Source organism: Pseudomonas sp. NS1(2017), from assembly GCF_002269425.1.
In the GTDB taxonomy this organism is placed as follows: domain Bacteria; phylum Pseudomonadota; class Gammaproteobacteria; order Pseudomonadales; family Pseudomonadaceae; genus Aquipseudomonas; species Aquipseudomonas reactans.
Map to the genome: position 1 here is coordinate 2194257 of NZ_CP022960.1, position 16499 is coordinate 2210755.

Annotated in this window: 21 protein-coding genes; 11 read left to right on the forward strand and 10 right to left on the reverse strand. The window is 58.0% G+C overall.

The window, feature by feature from the left end; genetic code table 11:
* Positions 1–69 precede the first annotated feature (69 nt).
* From sctW to sctU, 11 genes are read left to right on the forward strand one after another with little or no spacing between them, the layout of a single operon-like run.
* A complete protein-coding gene (gene sctW, locus CI807_RS10340; RefSeq protein WP_095017530.1) occupies positions 70–1134 on the forward strand; it encodes a type III secretion system gatekeeper subunit SctW in 1065 nt (354 codons plus the stop codon).
* Positions 1131–3224 carry a type III secretion system export apparatus subunit SctV gene (gene sctV, locus CI807_RS10345; RefSeq protein ID WP_095014607.1) on the forward strand — a complete coding sequence of 698 codons (2094 nt, stop codon included), beginning with the start codon at positions 1131–1133 and terminating at the stop codon, positions 3222–3224. The genes sctW and sctV overlap by 4 nt, the downstream gene beginning before the upstream one ends.
* A gap of 34 nt (positions 3225–3258) precedes the next feature.
* Complete coding sequence (locus CI807_RS10350; RefSeq protein ID WP_095017531.1) at positions 3259–4158, forward strand: FHA domain-containing protein; 900 nt, start codon at positions 3259–3261, stop codon at positions 4156–4158.
* Complete coding sequence (locus CI807_RS10355; RefSeq protein ID WP_095014608.1) at positions 4155–5513, forward strand: FliI/YscN family ATPase; 1359 nt, start codon at positions 4155–4157, stop codon at positions 5511–5513. Before CI807_RS10350 ends, CI807_RS10355 begins: the two co-directional genes overlap by 4 nt.
* A complete protein-coding gene (locus tag CI807_RS10360) occupies positions 5500–5928 on the forward strand; it encodes a YscO family type III secretion system apparatus protein (protein WP_095014609.1) in 429 nt (142 codons plus the stop codon). The genes CI807_RS10355 and CI807_RS10360 overlap by 14 nt, the downstream gene beginning before the upstream one ends.
* A complete protein-coding gene (locus tag CI807_RS10365) occupies positions 5925–6383 on the forward strand; it encodes a type III secretion system HrpP C-terminal domain-containing protein (protein ID WP_095014610.1) in 459 nt (152 codons plus the stop codon). The genes CI807_RS10360 and CI807_RS10365 overlap by 4 nt, the downstream gene beginning before the upstream one ends.
* Complete coding sequence (locus CI807_RS10370) at positions 6380–7393, forward strand: FliM/FliN family flagellar motor switch protein (protein ID WP_095014611.1); 1014 nt, start codon at positions 6380–6382, stop codon at positions 7391–7393. Before CI807_RS10365 ends, CI807_RS10370 begins: the two co-directional genes overlap by 4 nt.
* On the forward strand, positions 7390–8043 hold the full coding sequence (gene sctR, locus CI807_RS10375; RefSeq protein WP_095014612.1) for a type III secretion system export apparatus subunit SctR: 654 nt from the start codon (positions 7390–7392) through the stop codon (positions 8041–8043). The genes CI807_RS10370 and sctR overlap by 4 nt, the downstream gene beginning before the upstream one ends.
* 7 nt (positions 8044–8050) lie before the next feature.
* Entirely contained in the window at positions 8051–8314 is a 264-nt protein-coding gene (gene sctS, locus CI807_RS10380) for a type III secretion system export apparatus subunit SctS (RefSeq protein WP_016977094.1), read from the forward strand.
* 10 nt (positions 8315–8324) lie between these two features.
* Positions 8325–9113: a type III secretion system export apparatus subunit SctT gene (gene sctT, locus CI807_RS10385; RefSeq protein ID WP_016977093.1), complete on the forward strand. Its 789-nt coding sequence runs from the start codon at positions 8325–8327 to the stop codon at positions 9111–9113.
* Positions 9110–10207 carry a type III secretion system export apparatus subunit SctU gene (sctU, locus tag CI807_RS10390; protein WP_095014613.1) on the forward strand — a complete coding sequence of 366 codons (1098 nt, stop codon included), beginning with the start codon at positions 9110–9112 and terminating at the stop codon, positions 10205–10207. Before sctT ends, sctU begins: the two co-directional genes overlap by 4 nt.
* On the opposite strand, the gene CI807_RS10395 is transcribed toward sctU, so the two are convergent.
* The 10 genes from CI807_RS10395 to CI807_RS10440 form a co-directional block, all read right to left on the reverse strand.
* Entirely contained in the window at positions 10208–10573 is a 366-nt protein-coding gene (locus CI807_RS10395) for a transcriptional regulator (protein ID WP_256578743.1), read from the reverse strand.
* Positions 10570–10773 (reverse strand): HrpT family type III secretion system protein, encoded by a 204-nt coding sequence (hrpT, locus tag CI807_RS10400; RefSeq protein ID WP_095014614.1) that lies wholly within the window; start codon positions 10771–10773, stop codon positions 10570–10572. Before hrpT ends, CI807_RS10395 begins: the two co-directional genes overlap by 4 nt.
* The gene (gene sctC / locus CI807_RS10405) at positions 10770–12908 is read right to left on the reverse strand and encodes a type III secretion system outer membrane ring subunit SctC (RefSeq protein ID WP_095014615.1); all 2139 of its coding nucleotides are present in this window, start codon (positions 12906–12908) and stop codon (positions 10770–10772) included. Before sctC ends, hrpT begins: the two co-directional genes overlap by 4 nt.
* Before the next feature lie 14 nt (positions 12909–12922).
* On the reverse strand, positions 12923–13318 hold the full coding sequence (locus CI807_RS10410; protein ID WP_371857993.1) for a type III secretion protein: 396 nt from the start codon (positions 13316–13318) through the stop codon (positions 12923–12925).
* Positions 13318–13533: a hypothetical protein gene (locus CI807_RS10415; protein ID WP_016977087.1), complete on the reverse strand. Its 216-nt coding sequence runs from the start codon at positions 13531–13533 to the stop codon at positions 13318–13320. The genes CI807_RS10410 and CI807_RS10415 overlap by 1 nt, the downstream gene beginning before the upstream one ends.
* A 78-nt stretch (positions 13534–13611) precedes the next feature.
* The gene (sctL, locus tag CI807_RS10420; RefSeq protein ID WP_095014616.1) at positions 13612–14205 is read right to left on the reverse strand and encodes a type III secretion system stator protein SctL; all 594 of its coding nucleotides are present in this window, start codon (positions 14203–14205) and stop codon (positions 13612–13614) included.
* Between the two features lie 11 nt (positions 14206–14216).
* The gene (locus CI807_RS31415) at positions 14217–14786 is read right to left on the reverse strand and encodes a hypothetical protein (protein WP_025999784.1); all 570 of its coding nucleotides are present in this window, start codon (positions 14784–14786) and stop codon (positions 14217–14219) included.
* The gene (gene sctJ, locus CI807_RS10430; protein ID WP_095014617.1) at positions 14776–15576 is read right to left on the reverse strand and encodes a type III secretion system inner membrane ring lipoprotein SctJ; all 801 of its coding nucleotides are present in this window, start codon (positions 15574–15576) and stop codon (positions 14776–14778) included. Before sctJ ends, CI807_RS31415 begins: the two co-directional genes overlap by 11 nt.
* Positions 15577–15581: 5 nt before the next feature.
* On the reverse strand, positions 15582–15947 hold the full coding sequence (locus CI807_RS10435; RefSeq protein WP_095014618.1) for an EscI/YscI/HrpB family type III secretion system inner rod protein: 366 nt from the start codon (positions 15945–15947) through the stop codon (positions 15582–15584).
* A gap of 114 nt (positions 15948–16061) precedes the next feature.
* Positions 16062–16262, reverse strand: a complete 201-nt coding sequence (locus tag CI807_RS10440) for a hypothetical protein (protein ID WP_095014619.1) — start codon at positions 16260–16262, stop codon at positions 16062–16064.
* Between the last annotated feature and the right edge of the window lie 237 nt (positions 16263–16499).

Here is a 16499-nt window from a genome sequence, read left to right on the forward strand (position 1 = left end):
GGCGTTTGATGGAACCGAATGGGCAGCTTGTTCCACATAGGGAAACACTCTTCCTGTGCGGGCCTGTCCATGAAAGTCGAATCCAGCAACGATGTACAAGGGGTCCAGCGCCTGGACCAACCCGTTGTCAATACTGTTGACGTGCCTTCACCCACGAAGGGCGTCGATCACCTTGGGCACTTGTTCAGCGAGGAGGTGGCGGTCAATACCCAAAGGCTGAGTGAGCGGAAGATGGGCGTCCGCGTGCCTGCGACCGAGCAGCTTGTGCAGCTTTATGATCAGTTGGGTCACCCGGCACAGGCGACATTGGCATCCGTGTCGCGTCGAATCAGGCTGCAACTGTTGCAGAAACCTTCGCTGGAGAAATTACTGGACCTTACAGGTGGGGACCCGGCGCGCGCGTTCGTGGTGCTCAAACATGTGGTGGCCCAAGCCGATAATGAAGTCCGTCCGTCCGAGGCAACCCTCGCGCGTGATGCCATTGCCAGGCTGGAGGTGCGCTTCAAAGGTGAGATTCAGGCTGGCTTGAACATCGCCGTGGCGCTACAGGCAGCCTGCGTTGATCCGAACGAACGCCAGGCATTGCGGGCGCTCTACTACACCAGCGTAGTCACCCGCCAATCTCTGGCGACGATGATGCAAGCCCTGCTGGGGGTTTACGGCGGCGAGGGGTTCAGTACCGGGCTCGGTATCATGCGTAAAGCCTTGGCGGACGACATTGCGGCGATGGTGTCGTCGATGCCCACGCCTCTGCTGCGTACCTTGTTGCTGGGGCTGCAAAGCTGCGGCCAGTTGAGCGCCGTGTTGACGGGGTGCCGGTCGCTGGTCCAGCGCCTGAATATCGAACAGGACGCGGTGACCTTGCTGCAACGAATGTTAGCGTACGCCGGCAATGGCATCACGGTTGAAGAATTGCTTCAACTCGGGGATGAGCTGGGAGGGGGGGCGACGGATCGACAGGTGATATCCCTCAATGCCCTTTACCCTTTGCTTCAGCAGTTGCCCATGGCGTTGTGGCCTGATAGCCGAGCGCGTCAGGACACGCTACTGGCGCTCTTGGCGGTGATCGGCGAGCTGGACCGTTCCATGCGCGGCCAGGCGGGTATCACCGGCAGGTCGAGGGCCCTGGTGTGACCGCGCTGTCGGCCATCAATAGTGTATTGCTCAAAGTGGCACAGCGCGCTGAAGTGCTTGGCGCCGTTGTGGTTTTGGCTATCGTTTTCATTTTTATCGTGCCGTTGCCCACTTGGCTGGTGGATATTCTCATCGCCCTCAACATCTGTATCTCATGCTTGTTGATCGTGCTGGCGCTGTACTTGCCTGGGCCGCTGGCGTTCTCATCGTTCCCCTCGATTCTGTTGTTGACCACGATGTTTCGTCTTGCGCTGTCGATCGCGACCACACGTCTGATCCTGTTGGAACAGGACGCCGGTGACATCGTCGAGGCCTTCGGAAATTTCGTGGTCGGTGGCAACCTGGCGGTGGGGATGGTGATCTTCCTGATCCTGACGCTGGTCAACTTCCTGGTGATCACCAAGGGCTCGGAGCGGGTGGCTGAAGTGGCAGCGCGCTTCAGCCTGGACGCGATGCCGGGCAAACAGATGTCCATTGACAGTGACCTGCGTGCGGGTCTGATTGACGGCGCTCAAGCGCGAGACAAGCGGGAGCAGTTGTCCCGGGAAAGCCAGTTGTTCGGGGCCATGGACGGGGCCATGAAGTTCGTCAAGGGCGACGCCATCGCCGGTTTGATCATCGTCGTGGTCAACCTCTTGGGTGGTTTTTCCACGGGTATGTTCCAGCACGGCTTGAGTGCGGGCGAGTCGATGGCGCTGTACTCCGTATTGACCATCGGCGATGGCCTGATTGCGCAGATCCCGGCGTTGCTGATCTCCCTCACCGCCGGCATGATCATCACCCGCGTGGCGCCCGACGGGAAAAAGGGCATCTCCAACATGGGCGCCGAAATTGCCCGGCAAATGACTAGCGAGCCCAAGAGTTGGATCATTGCTTCGGTGGGGATGCTCGCGTTCGCAATCGTGCCGGGCATGCCGACCGGGGTGTTTATCCTGATCTCGCTGATCACCGGCTCCCTGGGTTACTACCTTGTGCGGCAGCGTCGGTTGCAAGATCAGCCAGCGCCCGAAGCGGCACAAGCCGTCCGTCCCGAAGAAAATGGCCGAGAGGACTTACGCGGATTTGATCCGTCAAGGCCCTATCTTTTGCAGTTCTCCCCGGTACTGCGAGGCACGCCGGAGGTCGCTGATCTTATTCACGCGATCCGCCAGGCCCGAAATGCGCTGGTCGCCAACATAGGCCTGACGTTGCCGCCATTCGAAGTCGAGCTTGACGACTCACTGGACGATGACGAAATGCGTTTCTGTGTCCATGAAGTGCCGATGGTAAAAGCGTCGGTTGTGCGTTTAGTGGCGGTGGAACGCAACGCGCTGACAACTGAACCCGAGAACGCGAAACTGGGTCTGGCCGAGCGCGATGAGCAGCATTGGGTCTGGCTGGAACCGAATGATCCTTTGCTCGATGATCCGCAACTGGAACACTTCACAGCGGCGAGTCTGATCGTTGAACGGATGCGGCAAGCCATGATGCTCAGTGGGCCTCAGTTTTTGGGGGTCCAGGAGAGCAAGTCGATCCTCAGTTGGCTGGAACATAGCCAGCCGGAGTTGGTGCAGGAGCTTCAGCGGATCATGCCACTGTCGCGTTTTTCGGCGGTGTTGCAACGCTTGGCCAGCGAGGGCGTGCCGTTGCGAGCGGTGCGGCTGATTGTCGAGTCGTTGATCGAGTACGGCCAGCATGAGCGTGAGCCGGAAGCGCTGGCCGACTATGCACGCATAGCCCTCAAGGCACAGATCTACTACCAATATAGCGAGGCCGACGGCCTGCACGCCTGGTTGTTGTCCCCGCAGACTGAAAGCACTCTACGTGAAGCACTTCGCCAGACTCAGACGGGAGTGTTCTTTGCACTCGGCGACGATGACAGCGCGGCGTTGATCAATCTGCTCAATCAGGCCTTTTCCGCACGACCAAAACTCAAGAGTGTGCTTTTGGTTGCGCAGGATTTGCGCAGTCCGCTGCGTACGTTGTTGTTGGAAGAGTTCAATCATGTGCCGGTGATGTCTTTTGCCGAGTTGGGTAGCGCCTCCAAGGTCAAGGTCTTGGGACGCTTTGATCTGGGCCAGGAGGAACTGATGCGTGGTGCGGCGGCATGAGAACTCGGTTACGTACAACGCGGAGGGCCGGGTGATGTTCGAGTTACGGGTGCTTGATGGATTGCATCAGGGTGCGGCGCTGCCTTTGTTCGGGCAGCAGTGGAGCATTGGTGCACATGCCGAGGCTGACTTGGTACTGAGCGATCCGGGCATTGCTGAGCGGCATGCACACCTTCGGCTCATCGACTCGAATTGGTCGGTGCAGTCCGAAGCAGGGTTGTTGCGGGATGCCATGGGGCAGGTGTCGGCACAGATCGCGAGTCTGGCGCCGAACGTAACGTTTTCTGTGGGAACGGTGCGTCTGTGTGTCTCCTTGGCCGAGGAAAGCTGGCCCCAGGCGCCGGTTCACTCGGCCGTGACGGTGCTGCAGTCGAGTGAGCCGGCGCGAACAATCAAGTTATCGTCCATTTCGCCTTCGCAGCAAAAACGCCTGATTTCTCTGGTGCTGGCGGTAACGGTCATTTTCCTGATAGTGGGAATGGCGTCCACGGGAGAGCCTGAGGCCCAAGCTTCCTTGAAACCCCCTGTGGTTCAGAAACAAGAGCTGGCCTCCCCGTTTGAAGTGCGCCAACAGCTATTGAAGATGCTCAACGAGCGTGAGTTGAACCAACGCGTCAGCCTGCAGGTGATCAATGGGCAAGTCACACTCGGTGGGGACGTTTCACCGGATGATGTTGAGCTGGTGGCACGCATGCTCAGTCGTTTTGGTGAGCAGTTTGACAGCTCGGTCCCAGTGATCAGCCGTGTGCGTGTGAGTGATGGGGTATTGCCGTTCAAGATTTTGCAGATCGTCGGCGGTCCCAATGGCCACGTAGTTCTTGAGGAGGGCAGCCGACTTTTTGTAGGCGATGAGGTAGACGGGCTGCGGCTTGTTCTGATTGATAACAGCAAAGTGGTTTTCAAGGGTACGCAGCGGTATGAGGTGCGCTGGTGAGCGCTGATCTGCGTGAGCGTCTTGACGCCTGGCAGCAGCGTCAGACCGAGTCGCTGGCCACCTTTGCGCCGGTGACGATGCGTGGGCGTATCCAGCGCGTGAGCGGAATGTTGCTGCAATGCCGGCTGCCCCAGGCGCGTATCGGTGACCTGTGCCAGGTAGAGAAAAATCCTGGCGACTATATGTTGGCCGAAATCATCGGTTTCGATCAGCAGGATGCCGTGCTCAGTGCCTTGGGCAACCTGGAAGGTGTACGGGTGGGCGCCAGCGTGGAGCGCCTGGGAGTATCGCACCGGGTACAGGTCAGCGATACGTTGCTGGGCCAGGTGCTGGATGGTTTCGGTCGGCCGATCACCGGGGAAGGCCCCAGTGCATTTGTCGAGGCTGATCTGCCGGACACAAGTGCCGTCTTGTGCGAAGCACCTTTGCCCACCGACAGGCCGCGAATACACCGGGCGCTGGCCACCGGCGTACGGTCGATCGATGGTCTGCTGACGCTCGGCGAGGGCCAGCGTGTCGGCCTGTTCGCTGGAGCCGGTTGCGGCAAGACCACGCTGTTGGCCGAGATTGCCCGTAACGTTGAGTGCGATGTGATTGTGTTTGGCCTGATCGGTGAGCGCGGGCGGGAACTTCGTGAGTTTCTCGACCATGAGTTGGATGAACAGCTACGCGCCAAAGCAGTACTGGTGTGCGCTACCTCCGACCGGTCGAGCATGGAGCGCGCCCGTGCGGCGTTCACCGCCACGGCATTGGCAGAGGGGTTTCGGCGCAAGGGGAAGCGGGTCTTGCTGCTGATTGACTCCCTTACCCGTTTCGCCAGGGCCCAACGCGAAATCGGCCTGGCTGCCGGCGAGCCTTTGGGGCGCGGAGGCTTGCCTCCCTCGGTCTACAGCCTGCTGCCGCGGTTGGTGGAGCGCGCGGGGTTGACCCGTAAGGGCGTGATTACAGCGATCTATACGGTACTGATCGAGCAGGACTCCATGAGTGATCCCGTGGCCGATGAGGTTCGTTCGTTGCTCGACGGTCATATCGTGCTGTCGCGCAAATTAGCCGAACGTGGGCACTACCCCGCAGTGGATGTGCTGGCAAGCCTTTCACGGATCCTGAGCAATGTTGCAGAGCCTGCAGACATCCAGGCGGGCACGGCGCTGCGACGTTTGCTGTCGGCGTATCAGCAGATCGAGCTGATGCTCAAGTTGGGGGAGTACCAGCCCGGTAGCGATGCCCTGACGGACTTGGCGGTAGACAGCCGTCAGGAGGTTGACGGTTTTCTGCGTCAGGACCTGCGTGAGCCATCACCTCTTGAGGAGACGCTGGCACAACTCAAGGAGCTGACCGCCCATGTCCCTTTCTGATACGCCGCAGGGTGAAGTTGAAACCCTGCGACGCTTGCGCAGGCATCGCGCAGACAGGGCCGAACGAGCCCTGCGCGAGGCGAAGCGGGCCCAGCAAATGCTGCTCGCAAAGATCCAGCAAGCCCAGGACGCGCTTGAAGAGACTCAGCAGGAGGAGGCCCGGCAAAGTGCCCAGTTGCTCAATCAGCATCAGGGCCAGGTGTTGACCCTCAAGGCGCTTAAGTCCTGGGGAGCGCAGGAGCGCTCCCTGTCGGCCAGCACCCGGCGAGACATGGGCCAGTTGGAAGCATTGCGCGATCAACGGAGCGCACAGGAAAGTCGGGTTGGCAGCGCGCAGAAGGAGGTCACTCAGTGTCTGCGGCAGGTGGAAAAACTTCGGGAGTTATCCCTATTACTGGCGCAGGAGTCGATATGACCCAGATTGTTGATAAGGCCACCGAACATACGCGTGTACGCGAGTCTCGAGACGATCGTGAAGCGGGCGGCATCGGGGGTGTGCCATGGGAATACAGGCAGTTGTTTGCGCGGTTGTTTATCGATGACGGTGGAGATCATGGGGCAAGGGCTACCATGTCGGGCACGAAGGAAATATCGGGAGTCGCCATGATCACGGCGCTCACCGAGCAACTGGTGCCCCGTGTGATGGCGGGTTCGCAATGGCCTCTGCAGGCAGTGTTGTACTTGCCTCGGCTGGGACGGATCAACGCCAGTGTGCGCCGGGAGCAGAACGCTTGGGGGATTGAGCTGGACGCGGAACAAGACACTACAGCGCGCTGGCTCAGTGGCGTTCGCCAGGCGTGTGAACTTCAACTGGCGGGGGCACTGGGGCAGCCGGTCAGTCTACGGCTGCCCCATGTCGGTAACGCATGATGGTACCGACACTGACATTGCCTTTAGTCAACGGAAACACGGTCAGTGCGCGCGCTCGATTGGGGCGCGGTCTCTGCCTGGCGTTTCAGGTTGCCGGGCAAGGCGGTGCGTTGAACATCGAGCCTGGACGCGCTCCGGCAGGTGGCGAGACGCTGTGTTTTGAAACAGTGCGTGGCGTATTGGCGTTGGCTGAGGCCGGACCACTGCTCAGTCTGCTTGGCGAATGTCCGGTGACACTGGCAAAAGCCGGCAATGACCCACAATCGTGGTTCTGGGCGCTGTTCCAGCAACATTTGAGCCCACAGGTGAGAGCGCTGTTGGGTTACGTGCGCCTAGTGCAGACCGAGCGTCCCAGGGGGGTTGGCTGCCGGCTCACTGTGACCCTGGGTGCGTCTCGGGTCGTAGGCTACATGTGGCTGACACCCGAAAGTTTCCTGGCATTGTGCGATGCCGCGCCCTGGCGTACCACTGCCGCCCCCCTGCCGGCGGCGTTTCAACTGGCAATTGCCGTGACGCTGGGGCACACGTCGTTATCGATCGTGCAGGCGCGCAGCCTGCGAGTCGGTGATGTGCTGGTGCTGGACCACGCTTTTTTTTCAGCTCAGGGCAGCGGCTATGTACAGGTCGGGCGGCAGCGGCTGCGTGGGTGCATTGACGATGATACCGGGCAGTTATGCCTGACTCTTACTTCTATCGAGGACACGCCTGTGGACGAGAATTTTGCAGTCCCCCATTACTCAGGCCATGAGGAAGACGAGCAGGTGATGGACGTGTTCGGCCATGAGCCGTTCGACGAATTGAGCATGGCATTGAACGTACGCTGCGGAACGCTGAACCTGACCTTGGGCGAGTTGCGAAACCTTGCGCCTGGTTCGGTGCTGGGGGTCACAGGCTACGCCCCGGGAACGGCCGGACTGTTCTATGGGGACCGACCTATTGGCCAGGGGCAGTTGGTGGAAGTCGACGGACGCCTGGGCCTGCAATTGTCCCGCGTGACATTCGGTCGATGACCTTGCAGGGGCTGGATCCCCTTATTCTGGCGGTGTTTCTTGGGGCTTTGTCGCTGCTGCCCCTGCTGTTGATCATCTGCACATCTTTCTTGAAGATCGTCATTGTGCTGATGATCACTCGCAACGCCATTGGCGTGCAGCAAGTCCCACCGAGCATGGCCATCAACGGCATTGCACTGGCGGCAACGCTGTTCATCATGGCGCCAGTGGGATACGAAATCGCCGAGAGCGTCAAGGCTTCACCCCTGGACATGAGTAACGTGCATGCGTTCCTGCAGACTGGCAATGAGGCAATCCAGCCGTTGCGTGCCTTCATGCTGCGCAACGTCGACGCGGATGTACTCACGCACCTGCTGGAAAACACCGCGCGTCTGTGGCCTGCGCAAATGGCGCAGGAGGTCCGGCGCGAAGACTTGATTCTGCTGATCCCTGCTTTCGTACTGTCCCAACTGCAGGCTGGATTTGAGATCGGTTTTCTGATCTACATTCCTTTCATCGTGATCGACCTGATTGTCTCCAACCTGCTGCTGGCGCTGGGCATGCAAATGGTCTCGCCGATGACCATTTCGTTGCCACTCAAACTGCTTCTGTTTGTGCTGGTATCCGGTTGGTCTCGGCTGCTCGACAGCCTGTTCCTTTCCTATCTCTGAGTGGCGTATGGAACCGATCGTGTTGTTCAAGCAAGGCATGCTGCTGGTGGTAGTGCTATCAGCACCCCCGTTGATCGTGGCGGTGGTAGTGGGCGTATTGACGTCTCTGGTGCAGGCGTTGATGCAGGTACAGGATCAAACGCTGCCGTTCGGTATCAAGCTGGTGGCGGTGGGCATCACATTGATTATGACCGGCCGCTGGATTGGCGTTGAGTTGATCCAACTGATCAATCTGACCTTCGACATGATCGGTCGCTCGGCCCTGAACTGAGGTTTCGTCTGTGCTGCTATACCTCGATTTTCTTCCAAGTTTGCTGATCGGGATGGCGCGTATCTACCCGTGTTGCATTCTGGTAGCGGCGTTTTGTTTTCAGCATATACGCGGCATGCTCAGGCACGTTCTTGTAATGGTGATGGCGCTGATGCCCGCGCCGGGTATTCATGCGATGTTGGAAGGTAGCGATATCTCCGCACTGATGCTCGGCGCCCTGGTGCTGAAGGAAGTGGCCCTTGGATTGCTGCTGGGCGTATTGCTCTCCATGCCATTCTGGCTGTTTGAATCGGTGGGGGCATTGCTGGACAACCAGCGCGGTGCATTGGCAGGCGGGCAACTCAACCCTTCGCTGGGACCGGATGCGACGCCGATCGGTCATTTGTTCAAGCAATTGGCGATCTTTCTGCTGATGGTCACCCTGGGGCTTGGCGCGTTGACTCAGGTGATCTGGGACAGCTATCTGATCTGGCCTCCCACCGTGTGGTTTCCGCTTCCGACGGCCAATGGCATGGGCGTGTTCGTCGGGCTGCTTGGCGATACCTTCACGCACATGATGCTCTACGCCGCGCCCTTTATCGCTGTGCTCCTGTTGCTGGAATTCGGCATTGCATTGCTTGGCGTCTACAGCCAGCAATTGCAGGTGAGTTCACTGGCTCCGCCGGTCAAGAGCCTGGCCGGCATTGGTATCCTGCTGTTGTATTTTGCGCTGCTGCAAGACTTGATCGTCGGACGCATGAGCCAGCTTGGCGACCTCAAAAGCTCGTTGGGAATCCTGTTCAAGGTCGGGATGCCATGAGTGATTCAGGCGAAAAAAAGCATCCGGCGTCCGCAAAAAAACTGCGTGACCAACGCAAGAAGGGTCAGGTCGCCCAGAGTCAGGATATCGCCAAATTGCTGGTACTGACGGCCATCAGCGAAATCGCCTTGTTTACTGCCGAGACCAGCCTGCAACGCTTCCAGCAATTGTTGTTATTGCCGATGTCTCGCCTCACACAGCCTTTTGTACGGGCACTGGAAGAAGTGCTGTTCGAGGCAATGGTGGTGTTTTTTTCATTCGCCTTGTTGATGGCTGGGGTGGCGATTCTCTCGAAGCTGATCAGCAGTTGGATGCAGTTTGGGATGCTCTTCGCCCCGGAGGCGCTGAAGCTGGACTTCAATCGTCTTAACCCGGTCAGCCAACTCAAGCAGATGTTCTCTGCCCAGCAACTGATGAACCTGTTCATGAGCATTGTGAAGGCGTTCCTTATCGGCTTGATTGTGTACGTGGCGGTCTGGCCCTCATTGGACACGCTGATCAATCTGGCCAACAGCGATCTGCAAAGTTACATCGTTGCGTTGATCGCGCTGTTCCGTCACCTGCTGCATCTCTGCCTAGGCATGCTGCTGGTGCTGGCATTGATCGACCTGGCAATGGTCAAGCACTTCTTCGCCAAGCGCATGCGTATGACCCAGGTGGAGGTGGTCAAAGAGTACAAGGACATGGAAGGTGACCCGCACGTCAAGGGTCAGCGCCGCGCATTGGCACAACAGCTGGCCCAGGAAGAGCCGAAGGTCAAGCTGCCCAAGTTGGAAGAGGCCGATATGCTGGTGGTCAACCCCACCCACTTTGCTGTCGCGTTGTATTACCGTCCCGGCAAGACGCCGATCCCGATGTTGGTCAGCAAGGGTACGGACGCGCAGGCTCGTCAATTGATCGCGCGAGCAAAATCCTCCGAGGTGCCGGTGATTCAATGCGTGTGGCTGGCCCGAACGCTCTATACCGCGAAACTGGGCGCAAGCATTCCTCGCGAGACCTTGCAGGCCGTGGCGCTTATCTACCGCACCTTGCGTGAGCTGGATGACGTAGCCAAACGTGAGACGCTGGAGTTGCCAGAGCTTGAGCGGCGTTGATCATCGGCTGCGGCGTGAGTCCAGGGCTTCGAGGTTGACCAGTGACAGCATCCGGCTGAGGATCGTGTCGACAGCGCCGTTCGTTGCCGGTAGCGCGTGCCAGATGACCAGGGCATCCTGAGGGTCGAGGTAAATAAAACAACCACCGAATGCCAATGGTTGCTCATAGCGTCGCTCCAGCGCCCGCCGCACCTGCCCGGCTTGTACCGCCTCCCGAGCCACGTGTAATGCCAGTCCCGGAAGCTTGCCCGCGTGCTGTGCACATGCCTTGACCCCCACGGCGAGCGTCAGGTGAGCGGCAGTGCCACTCACCAGGTTGCGCAGAAATACCTCGCGTTGATCGTCCGGCATTCCCATCGGGCTCATCGTTCCAGCGACACCGTCTGGTAGTCCGCCCGTTCCCCGGCGGGGCCCGGTTCGGCACGCATCTGCGACGGCCACCAGATCACCATCTTGTCCTTGGACGACTGCGGGCGCGAGCAGGAGTCGCCTTTGCAAGTAGGGGTGCAGCCTGCGACGAGCAGCGTTGCGCCGAGTAAGGTGGAAAACACTAAGTGCCGTTTCATGGCTTGTCCTTCTGAGCAGAGTTGATCAAGGAGGGGCGTGGCACGCTGAGGTGTTCGTCTTTCACCACTGGGCGCATGGCGATAAACACCTCGGCTTCTTCACCCGGCTTGAGCCAGGCGCGTGGCCACACGCTGACGGCCAGTGTTTGCGAATTACTGCACTCTTTTTCGTCGATACGTACATTGCGCTTGAACTGGTTGCGCAGCACCACGACCGCCACGTTGTATTCGGGGCCGGCGTACCATTGGCTGCGTTCGTTGTTCAGCGCCAGCAGGTCGCGTGTGCTGCACAAGGTGCTCAAACCCACAGGCATCGGCGCCACCTTGAAAGCCTTGGGAACCTCTCCGCTCACCAGGTGCGCCAGTGTGCTGATGATGTCGCTGCGCTTGATCACTGGCTGGTGCGGCGCATAGCGTCGGGCCAGCGGAGTGAGCGCAGCTTGCAATTCGACCTGATCGGCCTGGGGCAGGTAGCGTGACGGGTCGGCCTGGTCGCCGATCACGCGCGGGGTAAGAATGAACAGTCGTTCACGCCGATTGTTCTGCCGTTCGGTCGAGGAAAAAAGAGCCTTGCCCAACAACGGAATATCGCCGAGCAAGGGCACCTTGTTTTGCTTGTCAGTACTTTCGGTGACATGGAAGCCGCCGACGACCAACGAACGCTTTTCGGCCATCACGGCCTGGGTACTGACCTTTCCTCGGCGTACGTCGAAATTATTGGAATTTGCGTTGGAGTCTTCGAAATTTCCATCCTCAATATCTATCGCCAGATGGATCTGGTGACCGCCCCGGCTGGTGATGACCCGGGGAACAACCTGGAAGCTGGTACCCACGGTGATTGGCAGGATCGTTGCGACCTGGCGCCCGGGTGTCAGGTATTGCGTACGGTTGAAGTCGATGACGGCAGGCTGGTTTTCCAAGGTCAGTACGGATGGGTTGGAGACCATGGTTGCCAGTCCTTTGGCTTCAAGTGCACGGATATCTGCGTAGAACCGCTCGCGGTTCTCAATGGACAGTTGTGAGGACGTGCCAGGTGCCAGGTTGGTGCCTCCACCGCGAAATCGGCTGTTCTGAAAACCCCAGTTCACCCCGAACTCACGCAACTGTGTGCGCTCGATATCAAGAATGATCGCGTCGATTTCCACCAATTTGCGCGCGACATCAAGTTGGGTGATGAGCTCGCGGTACATGGCTTGGCGCTCTGGCAAGTCGTAGATCAGCACCGCGTTATTGCGCACGTCGGCTTCGACGCGAATTCTGCTGGTAGGGACGGATGCGCGCGGTGTGAGTACTGGACCGGCGTCCTGCCCACCGCCCGTAGCGTTCGCACCGATTATCTGTCCTAACAAAGGGTTGTTCAGCCTGGGAATAGTTGGCGCGAGCGGGGAGGGCTGTGATGCCGGGCGCTGGCTCAGCCCCGAGAGTGTCGAGGACGACCGTGGCTCCAGCAACCCGCGCAGAACGCTGGCAACCCCCGGTATTGTGAGCTTCTCGCCGCGGTAATCTACGTGGTTGTCTGCGGCGTTGGCGAACTTCAGCGGGTAACTCAATATGCTTTGTTTTTCATCCGGTGAGCGGCGCTGACTGCTGAACTGTTTGATCTGTTCGATGTAGCGTTGAGGGCCAGAGACAAGTACGACACCATCTTCCGACAACTCTCCCCAGCCAAACCGGCTGTCGAGCAGGCCTATGTCGGTGAGCGCCTGCTTGAGGTCGGCAATGGTCTCTGAGGAAACTTCCAGCCGCGCCGATTCTTGCAGGTCCAGAGTGCTGATATAAAGCGTATTGTTGTACAAGTACCACTGGAAGCGGTGTTCTACTCCCAGCCTGTCGAGCATCGACTGCGGAGTATTGGCGCGTATCTTGCCATTGACGTTGCCCTCCAGCAGTCCTTCGATTTGCAGGCGCGTACCGAAGGTCTGGGCGAAGTCTTCAAGCACTTCCCGCAGCGGTTTGTGCTCGGCCTCGTAGGCGTATGCAGTGTTTTTCCATTCAGAAGGAATGGCCGCAAGAGCGCTTGGTACAGGTATCAGCAGCCAAGGCAGCGCTAACAGGCAGCGCCACCCAGCTCGTTTTGACAATGTGTCGGGCGAATCAAAGCGCAAGCAAGTGTGCTTGTAGGGCTTGGTGTGCATAGGGCGTTCTCTGATTAGTAAGACATCGAGCGTAGTGAGGTGGGTGTGAGCTGTTTGACGTGCCGTGTAAGGCGCACTGCAGTGGAACGCCATGTGTCACGCTGGTTGAGCAGCGCTTGGAGGCAATTGAGCAGGTTCGTGTGGTCACACGTTCCCTGGAGGCTTTGAATCAACCAGAGCGCGCCCGTATCAGGTTTCAGCGCCAATGCACCTTGGAAATGATTCAGGCTGACAGCACTCAGGCGCATCCAGCCGGACAAGGCGGCGTTAGTGCATGGCGTCGCCGTCAGTTGGGCCTCCAGCAGCACGGCTCCCCCCTGGCGCTTCAACATGATTTCGTCGTCGCCTTCGAACAAGGTGATCTGCTCTTTGTGGCTGCTCAACCAGTCTTTGACTAGCGCTTTCATCATTACTGGAAGCTCTCGAAGACACTTTTGAGCAGCATGTGATTGACACGGTTATGCTCGAGATAGGCCATTTGAGTGGTTGCCTTACTCATCGCCAACTCGAAGAACTCTGCATCCGATCCATTTTCGGCAACGTCTGCAGAGTGTTGTTGATAACGTTTGTGTGCCGCGTCGCTGTTTCTCAATAATTGGCCAGAAAGACCGTTAAAGAAGTCCATGGTTTCTCCTTCATGCATCGTGAATTGGCGTTGATGAATGGGGTCTTGTTATGAAGCGTTCGTGTAAAGGGTGGGCGGCTAAACGTTTAGCCAATACTCTTTGTTGTTAGTGAAGAAACTCTCGAGCATTGCGTTCCAGTTGATGCGAAAGTCACCTTCGTCAGTTTTCAATACGAGTGTCTGATGGGGAACCGCCTCATCGGCGTGGAGCTTCCAGATTGAGACGTGATGATTGACCAGGCACTGCTTCATCTCTTCAAGATCATGGGGGTGGCACAGCAGTGTGGCGTCGGCTACCTGGACTTGGCTGGCGAGCAATTGTTTGCAAAGAGCCGCCAGTCTATGGTGAGGCACTGTCTCGTCCAGCAGGCAGCGAATTGCCTGGTGGGTGATTGAGGTTGCATAGTGCTCCAGGCTTTCGCACATCGCTTGACGGTCGTGATCCCACCGTTTGAGTAGGGTGTCTGCCCGCTGCCATATCTCTAGTGAGGCTTTTTCCAACAGCGCTTCGCACTCTTTTTCTGCCTTCTGTATCAACTCCTCGACCTGAGTATTGGCGCGGATCAAGAGCTGGTTGGCCTGCTCCCAGTCGGCGAGTTCTTCGCGCGGGATTAGCCGGAGTGACAAAGCCGCAGGACCTTTGTGCAGCTCAATAGTGCGTCGACATAGCATCTTTGAATTCCTTACCCACTCGAGTCAGGCGGTACGTTATCGTTGGCCATTGTCGTGATTCGCCAGACAACGGCTTGCCAGAGCGTATTCAATTGACTGTTTACACTCGGGATCGAACCCTTGCTCTCTACTTCCCGCACGCGTTCGCGGGGGAAGCGCAAGCGGAGTCGTTGCCACGTAGCTGCGTCCACCCAGCTATGGAGCAGTTGTAACGGGTCGGTATCGGATGCCAGCATCGCGGGGGGAAGTGTCTTGGATAAACGCAAACACCAAAGATGATGACTTTCGCTCAACGTCGAGGCGGCTTGCGGGTGAAAAGTATTGTGTATCAGGATCAGCGCCAAACCGAGTTGCTCCTTCGTGGCCAAGGCCAGGCGAAGAACGGTGAGGTTAGGCATAGGTGGCAAACAGGCAGCAACGCCCAAGAGGTTATGAGGTGCCAACCACCCGCTGCGATAAAGCGTATCCATTGCGGGATATTCGTCGCCTCTCCAGTCATCGTGGGCGTAACTCCAGGGAGACGCCCACCATTGACTCCAGGCCAGATGTTCACCCGTTGGTTGATCAGACTCAGGCGTCATGGGCTGGACCTATCGATGGGGTCGCTAGAGGCGTGCCTTCTCTAAGCCGTTGGCGCCGAGTGTGCAATGCCACTCCCCCAGCCAAGGCTGCGACCAGGCCGAGCAGAAAAACGGTCACGCTGGTTCGCCAGAATCCAAGGTCCTCGGCGGACACCAGAAACGGGCCGAAGTACACCAGGCGTTGCTGCTCCTGGTAGGTCGTGGCCGGCACGAATATCACGGTCAGCTTTTGTGGGTTGTCCACTGCGGCAGTCATGCCCGGGATGCTGCTCGCCACCATTCGGCGCACCCGTGCGCGGATATTGTCGGGGTCAAGGCGTGGATCATGTTTGATAAATACTGACGCAGAGGCCGGTTGGACAGGCTCCCCGGGTGCGATGCGTTCCGGCAGCACGACGTGCACGCGGGCGACGATCACTCCGTCAATATTGGACAAGGTGGCCTCAAGCTCCTGCGACAAGGCATAGATGTAGCGTGCCCGTTCTTCCAGGGGAGTGGAGATCACACCTTCCTTGCGAAACGTGTCGCCCAGGGTGGTCCGAGCGACTTTTGGCAGACCCGCGGCTTCCAGTGTACGTACGGCACGCCCGATATCGGTTGCATTGACCGCCACCACCACACCATCTTTCGCCGGGACTTTCTGCGCACGAATATGTTTGTCCGCCAACTCCGCGATGACCTCATTGGCCTCTTGCTCGGAAAGCTGGCGATGGAGTTCGACCCGCTCGCTGCAACCGCTCAACATAAGGGTCGCGGTCAGAAGGAGTGCGATAGGCAGGAAGGTATTCATGGCCACTACTGCAGATTACTGATTTTGTCGATGGATTGAGTTGCCTTGGCGAGGCTTTTGACGAGCAATTGAGAGGTCAGGACCACGTTGGATAATTCGCGTGGGTATTGTCTGAAGTCGTCGGGATCGGCACCCTTGTTTGTAGATTTGAGTGCTCGTACCAAGCGACTTTCCTTGGACTTCAGTTGCTGAGCGGCCTCTGTCAGCATCATGGGTGAATGAGGGGCCGAGCTGACGCCGTTTGGCTTTGGCTGCTCTAACATTGAAGAGAAAAAGCCTGCATCCGTGTTGGATGTCGATTCATCCTGCGTTGCTGTGTTGCTTTGGAGCACACGGTGTTGTGCTGAAAAGTCATATTCTTTTATCTGCATATAGGGCCTTCGATGCTTGGCAGGGAAACAGCGCTCGAGTGGATGCCGACGTCGAGAGTTGCTATTCAGCGACTGGAGCGCCTCCCCGATAAATGGGCCGGAGAGGCACTTGTGTTATCGGACTTCTTTAGCTGCGGCGTATTTGTTGGTGATTTGCTTTGCTTTCAAGCTCAGTTCAAAGCCCTCCCGGGCAATGGCTTCTGCCTTGCCGAGCAGTTCTTCGTTGCTCTTACCTCCGCCACTCCCGCCGGTTTGAGATTCTGCCGAAACGTTTGAGGTGATGTTGTTACCGATACCGCCAATTCCACCTATCATAATGAAACTCCAGTTTTTTTTCGTTCGAACGTAGATGTGTATGCCATGGGTGAAGTTGGAAATTTTCTGCAACTAAACTTGGCTATGTTTATGTGGTGGGTGGTGGAAAAGCGTTCCGCATGTGTCCGGGTTGTTCGTTTCTAAATGTTAAATTTCGAGTTGTGCGGTTTGTAATGATGTTCTGATGGCTACCTGTTTATGAGTGTTGAGGTGTTTTGCCTACTCATAAGGTTGTAG